Origin of the sequence: Microvirga tunisiensis, assembly GCF_009296175.1 — a bacterium.
Lineage (GTDB): Bacteria > Pseudomonadota > Alphaproteobacteria > Rhizobiales > Beijerinckiaceae > Microvirga > Microvirga tunisiensis.
Window position 1 is genome coordinate 1 of record NZ_VOSK01000338.1, and the last position, 6,387, is coordinate 6,387.

General features: G+C 58.8%; 4 protein-coding genes and 1 pseudogene. 3 read left to right on the forward strand and 2 right to left on the reverse strand.

Annotated elements, in window-relative coordinates; genetic code table 11:
* Positions 1–316 precede the first annotated feature (316 nt).
* Together FS320_RS48845 and recD2 are read right to left on the reverse strand one after the other, a co-directional pair.
* Positions 317–1,612 (reverse strand): hypothetical protein, encoded by a 1,296-nt coding sequence (locus FS320_RS48845; protein WP_244627607.1) that lies wholly within the window; start codon positions 1,610–1,612, stop codon positions 317–319.
* Between the two features lie 415 nt (positions 1,613–2,027).
* Positions 2,028–4,226: an SF1B family DNA helicase RecD2 gene (recD2, locus tag FS320_RS35880; protein WP_152717129.1), complete on the reverse strand. Its 2,199-nt coding sequence runs from the start codon at positions 4,224–4,226 to the stop codon at positions 2,028–2,030.
* A 405-nt stretch (positions 4,227–4,631) separates the two neighbouring features.
* On the opposite strand from recD2, the gene FS320_RS35885 reads away from it, so the two are divergent.
* The 3 genes and pseudogenes from FS320_RS35885 to FS320_RS48850 form a co-directional block, all read left to right on the forward strand.
* On the forward strand, positions 4,632–5,768 hold the full coding sequence (locus tag FS320_RS35885; protein WP_152717130.1) for a hypothetical protein: 1,137 nt from the start codon (positions 4,632–4,634) through the stop codon (positions 5,766–5,768).
* On the forward strand, positions 5,758–5,961 hold the full coding sequence (locus tag FS320_RS35890; protein ID WP_152717131.1) for a hypothetical protein: 204 nt from the start codon (positions 5,758–5,760) through the stop codon (positions 5,959–5,961). Before FS320_RS35885 ends, FS320_RS35890 begins: the two co-directional genes overlap by 11 nt.
* A 291-nt stretch (positions 5,962–6,252) precedes the next feature.
* Positions 6,253–6,387 (forward strand): annotated as a pseudogene (locus FS320_RS48850) (IS630 family transposase); the annotation flags it as partial.

Sequence of the window (6,387 nt, forward strand, 5' to 3'; positions counted from 1 at the left end):
CAGGCGAACAATGTTGGTAGTCTCGGTCATGACGTATCGCTCTCCTGAAGAGGTTCTGGCAGGCTCGACACCCGCCTCGATACGTCGCCTTTCTCAAACCGTCATCACCCACATTCCGGCATAGGTCGTTTAAGAACGGCGAAATCCTCAGCATCCAGCGCGGCGAGGAAACGGTTGGCACGGTGATCAGCCTTAATACTCTTGCCCATGGTCATGGTGTTACAGAACTATGGAGACTATGATGTTCGCTCCCGCCCGAGGCCACGCCAGGAACCAAGGGGGAGAGGCGGCACGGCGCATGGGTGTCGATAAGGGCTCACGACCGGAGCAGGTCTCTGGATGGCGGCACTCGAACATCTTTCCCCCACGGCCAATTTTCTATTTTGTCCGGTTCGGAGTGCAGGCGCATTCCACATCTGTGATACCTCCTTCGAAGGAGGAAGCCACTATCGGTGGCGGGCTGATCGACGGCAGTCTTGGGCGTCAGTTCTGCGCGGGCAGCGCCCCCAGTCTCGTGACGAGTGCTACAAGCTGACTCTGGCGGGTGATACCAAGGCGCTCGTACACGGCTTTCAGCACCGTACGGATCGTTCCGTCTGTCAGTTTCAACTGCGCTGCCGCTTCCTTTGACGATAGCCCACTGCCGACCGCCATCGCGATACGGGCCTGCCCTTTGGTGAGGCTGAGCCGGATCAGGCGTTCCTGGACTATATCCGAGGCTGGGGTGAAAAAGGCCATTTACGAGCACCAGAACCCCAGGTCTCAGGGCAAGGTGCTCAAAAGTGGTCGGCTCATTCCCGGTGACCGGGATGGCCTGGACAAAGACCTTCTGCTTGTCTCCCACGTTGCGGGCCAGCACCAGCGGCGACTGCATCAATGTCGCCCGCCCAGGGAGAGCCGACATCACCAAAGCATCCAGCGCCTTCTGATCTTTCGCCGTTGCTGCCTTTAGTCGTCCGCGCGAGACGGTAAACCCTGTTCCAAGCAGGGATCGGGCCGTTTCACTCACGGTCACCACACCACCCTGGGCATTCAAAAGGATGATCCCACATGTGAGGCGGTCAAGCGTGTTCCCAAGCAGGCGAGAAGTCCGTCTGCCTTCCGCGATCTCAGCCGCCGCAGCGATGGCCCGCGCAGCATGTGGTGCGAGCCGGGCATAGTTGTCCTCGTCCGCTTTCTCAAACGGACCTCGGCGCAGATCTCGATGCACCCCTACAGTGATGATCTGCCCTGACGGAAGCGCTGTGACAGAGCCCATGTACGCGCCGAGGCCATGACGCCTGCTGAACTCCTGGCAGAAGGGGTGAGTGCGCAAGGTTTCGTCATCCAGGAGGTCAGCGTCCTTGATCAGCCCGTCCGTAGGCCCGCGTGCCGACACTTTCTCTTTGCGAATATCGTACTGCCACCATTCCCGGCTGTAGTCTCGATTGCTCTCATCCAAGCTGGTCGAGGCAACGGTCGCCATCTTGTCAGCCGTGGTAATTGGCACGATCACCGCGCCGAGCCCGCCTACCAATTGTGCGATGGTGTCCAGAGCTTCCGGCCAGCGCTCCGGGTCGAGAGCAGAGGCGTAGATTGCGTCAACGGCTGTGAGCAGGTCCGGCGTCCCCATACCTCTTCCGCCCTCTCTCTCACTTCACCCTTCGAAGGCATAATAGGAGAGCATAGCTTTGCTTTCAGGAGAAATTAGACGAAGGAAGGTATGCAGAGCCTTACTGGTGGCGGGAACAACCTGTCACATTGTACTTTACGCAGGCGTTCTTCACGCTGCCTCTTCCTGAGTATTTGCTGGTTCTATGGACGGTCTGTTGAGCCAAAAGTCGTCCAAATCGTTTTCCAGAATCTCTCGTAGCCGGACCAGGACATCCTGATGCCGCGCGTCGATCATCCGCGACCGTATCTTCTCGTCGATGAACCTCAGCATGGACAGCATGTCGGCCTCAGGCATGAACCAGCCACACGATTTTCGGCGCATGAATGACCTCAGACTGTGTACGGCAGCGATGTGGAGATCCAGTGCGACAGGTTCAAGACGCCGCCAGCCACTCCCGCAGCTTCGTCCAGCGGCGCTTCATGTTCCCGCCCCGAACAGCCATGGCCACTGCTTTCTTCTGGCCGACGAGGACAACGAGCCGCTTTCCTCTGGTGACGCCCGTGTAGAGCAGATTGCGGGCCAGCATCGTGTAATGCTGTGTCACGACAGGAATGATGACGGCGGGGTACTCCGAGCCCTGTGACTTGTGGATCGTCGTGGCATAGGCGGGCACTAAGGTGTCGAGTTCGCCGAATGGGTATGAGACCTCTCGCCCATCGAACGATGCGATCAGAGCGCCTTCCTCATCATCGATCCGCACCACCATGCCAAGATCGCCGTTGAAGACCTCTCGATCATAATCGTTCTGGGTTTCCATCACTCGGTCGCCCGGTGAGAACCGCCACCCAAATCGTTCGACAGTAGCCGGAGGATTGGGGTTTAGAACCCGTTGGAGTTCGATGTTAAGGTTGCGGGCACCAAGCACGCCCCGGTTCATCGGACAGAGCACTTGAATGTCCTTGAGGGGATCAAGCCCAAATCGTTTGGGCATCCGCTCCTTGACCATCTCGATGATCTTCCCGACGCCTTGCTCGGGCTCGTCGATCCCAATGAAGTAGAAGTCGCTTTCCTCACCAGCCTTCGGTGGGTCAGGCATCTGGCCGTGATTGATACGGTGGGCGTTCACCACAATCCGACTTTCCGCCGCCTGCCGAAAGACCTCAGTCAGACGCGCCACGGGGATGCGCTCTGACCCTATGATGTCGGCCAGGATCTGCCCTGGCCCCACTGAGGGTAACTGGTCCACGTCGCCCACCAGCAGCAGGCCCGCACGTGATGGAATGGCCTTGGTGAGGGCGTTCATTAGTGGCACATCGACCATGCTGGTCTCGTCCACCACAAGGAGATCACAGTCGAGCGGGTTCTCTTCATTGCGGGAGAAGCCACCGTGCTTTGGGTCGATCTCCAAGAGTCGGTGGATGGTCTTGGCCTCCAACCCGGTCTGCTCGGTCATGCGCTTGGCCGCACGGCCTGTCGGTGCCGTCAGCAGGACCTTGACGCCCTTGGCCACCAGGAGCCGGAGGATCGTGTCGAGGAGGGTGGTCTTGCCGACACCAGGACCACCGGTCACCACTGCCACCTTGGAGCCGAGCACCAGTTTCAAAGCCTCACGCTGGGAAGCCGCCAGGGTCTTGCCCGTGCGACCTTCCACCCACGGGACAGCCCGTTCCAGGTCGATCTCTGGCCATGGCGGCGGGCCGGAGGCTCGCTCGGCCAACCGTGAGGCAATGGCCTGTTCGGACAAGTGGAGGCCCTTGAGGAACAGACACGTCTCGCCGCCGATGGTATCCGAGACGACCTCTCCTTTGGATAGCTCGTCTACGATGGCCGTTCGGATCAGGTCTGCGTCCACTTCCAGCAATTGCACGGCCAGCCGGGTGAGCGCCTCAACCGGCAGAGCGCAATGTCCCTCGTCGGTTGCAGTCTGAAGCGCGAAGGAGATGCCTGCCCTGATCCGCTGCGGCGCGGTCTTTTCCATCCCGAGCTTGGCTGCGATGGCGTCTGCCGTTTTGAAGCCGATCCCGCGCACGTCCTTGGCCAGACGGTATGGGTCCTCAGTCATAACCTGAATGGATTCATAGCCGTAGGTCTTGAAGATGCGTACCGCCCGTGCGGTGCCAACGCCATGGGCATGCAGGAAGATCATGATCTCCCGCACCGCCTTCTGCTCAGCCCAGCCCGAGACAATGCGAGAGGCCCGCATCGGGCCGATGCCAGAAACTTCCGTCAGGCGTTCAGGGCTGGCCTCAATGATCTCGAAGGTGTCCACGCCAAAAGCAGCGACAATCCGTTTGGCCATGGCAGGTCCGATGCCACGCATCTGACCCGAAGCAAGGTACTTTTCGATACCCTCCACTCCGGTCGGCGGGGTAGTCTTCAGGACCTCGGCCTTAAACTGAAGACCATGCGTCCGGTCGGAGATCCAGAGGCCGCTCGCCGTGATCCATTCACCTGCGGAAACGGCAGGCGTGTGCCCGACGACGGTCACAAGATCCCGCTTGCCTCGTGTATGAACCTTGAGGACTGCAAAGCCACTGTCGGTATTGTGGAAGGTGACGCGCTCCACCGAACCCGCGAGGGTCTCTAAGACAGGTCTTTGATCTGCCTGAGGAGGTCGGAGCATCTGGTTCATGGTGCCTGCCAGGAGGAATTCCCAGCGTCTCCAACTCTACCGCTGGATGGCACCGATGACGAGAAGGCTCGGCACGGCATTATACAGCTATCAGGAGCGTCGTCGCGAACATGATAGTCCCGAGGATGACCGTAGAGCCTACCCAGTCAGACGACCGAGGTTTGCTATGGAAGTTCAACTCGCCGAGCATTGCATTTCCCTGATAAATAGAATGTTCCTGGTTTGCTCTAAGATAAGCTGTCCGCATGAGGTTGGTCAAGGTTATCGGTGTGTCGGATCAGAACGCCGGGCTAACTGTCCATTGGACAGTTTCAGAAGCTCGCACATTAGAGGAAAGCGAAATTAGTAGACAGATTATCGATCCATGCGAATCTCGAATGATTCGAGGTTACATGGAGCGTGCCCTTGGTCTCATCTGCTGCGAGTCAAGACATCCACCCGCGTTCGTTTTCCGGCTGGCCGCTGAGCGTCGCCGTTGAACTGGACGCAGCCTGTCCCTCATTTTTGTCCTTTGTCTTCTGCGCCGCTGCCCTAAAGCGACAAGCGATTTTCTCCGCTCTGGCTGCCCTAACCCGAGAGTGCCCTGAGACCCTCGCCACTCGCCTGCGCTCCCTCGCACCTGCCGACGACCAGATCCATCAGACCTCCGAGCAGATTGCTCGCGCGTTGATGGCTGCGCGGGCGCGGGAGATCGTCCAAGCTGTTTTCGGCGATGTTCCGGACGGCTTCCTCGGCGTCCTTAATCGGATCGGCGATGAGCCGCTTCGTAAACCCGACCTGTACTTCACCCTGTTCGAGATCTTCTCGGACCCGCAGCATCGGGTACGTCGGAACGCGCTGCGTCAGCGCAGCGGTTCAATCACTGCCACGCACATCGAGGTCATCAGCCGCCTTGATCCAATTCTTGTCCATCAGAAGGTTTTAGATCGCCTCTATGGAGCGTCTCAAGCGGACGATGCGAATGCGACCCTCGCCCTTGTCAGGGCTACGTTTTCATCTGCGACCGATGAGGCGATCCGCCAGTCTATAGAAAACCTTGGGCAAAGGACTGATCTGGGAGCGCTGTTTAGCCGGTGGCTTGAGAAGGTAGACCGGCCTCCTGTGCATCTGCCGATTCCCGAGGACGATCCCGATCTTGCGGTGATGATCTCTGGCGAGGCAATGGCCTCGCTCGGGCGGCGCTTCCGCAACTGCGCGGCGAGCCGTACTCTTCACCTTGCACAAGGGACACAAGTCCTTCTCGAATGGCGACACTCACCCGGATTAATAGCCCAATGTCATCGTCTGACGAACGGCCTGTGGGTCCTCACTGAGGTCTATGCCAAAAGCAATGGGCGCGTTAATCCTGTGGCAGCATCCACTCTTCGCAAAAAACTCGAAACACTCGGCATCCCGGCGCTGTGCTCGGAGGAGGCTCATCCGCGCACCAAGGGCATTATGAACCTACAGGGCCATTGGGGTGGCAACGGCAATCGTCTCAGGCTTCGGGAGATCGAGCATGAACTCGATCAAGCAATTGCGGAGACTGTCGATGTCGCGTGAAATCGTTCGAGATCGGGCCGGAAGGGTGCTCGGATGGTATGAGGATAATGGCATTTCAGGCCGGATTAATGCCCGTGATGCCAGCGGTCGATGGATTGGTTTTTACGACAAGAAGCTGAATGAAACCCGTGATCCCGGTGGTCGGCTCCTTGCAAAGGGGAACGTCCTACCGAGCCTGATTTTTCGACCCTGAGGCTCGATCCCCATGACCATCCATCCAAATGCCCCGTCTCGACCATCCAAATCGACCACCGCCGATCCTCAGGATCTTCTGACGTTCCTTCTCACGTCCGAGCCTCGCCTGAGACGCAGGGACGCTGAGAAAGAGGTTCTAAAACGATTTCCATGGTGGAACCCCTGGAAGCCAGAATGGCGACCATCGGATTTCTCGTCATCTGGGAAGGATAGCAAACTAGTGGTTTCCGCCTAACAAAAGAGTCCGCGTGAGGATTCCCCCTGGCTTGTGCGTATGCGAGGCTGCAGCATGCGCACTGGTATCTCCATCACCCTTAACTCCTCAGACAGGCAGCGCCTTGAGGCTGTTATCAGCAACCGGAACACGGCCCAGAAGCATGTCTGGCGGGCCGCCATCGTGCTGCTGAGCGCCGATGGTGTCGGC

Bases quoted from the DNA above. Each gene is read 5' to 3' on its own strand.
- FS320_RS35890 (WP_152717131.1), top strand. From the start codon at position 5,758: ATGTCGCGTGAAATCGTTCGAGATCGGGCCGGAAGGGTGCTCGGATGG.
- recD2 (WP_152717129.1), bottom strand. From the start codon at position 4,226: ATGAACCAGATGCTCCGACCTCCTCAGGCAGATCAAAGACCTGTCTTA.
- FS320_RS48845 (WP_244627607.1), bottom strand. From the start codon at position 1,612: ATGGGGACGCCGGACCTGCTCACAGCCGTTGACGCAATCTACGCCTCT.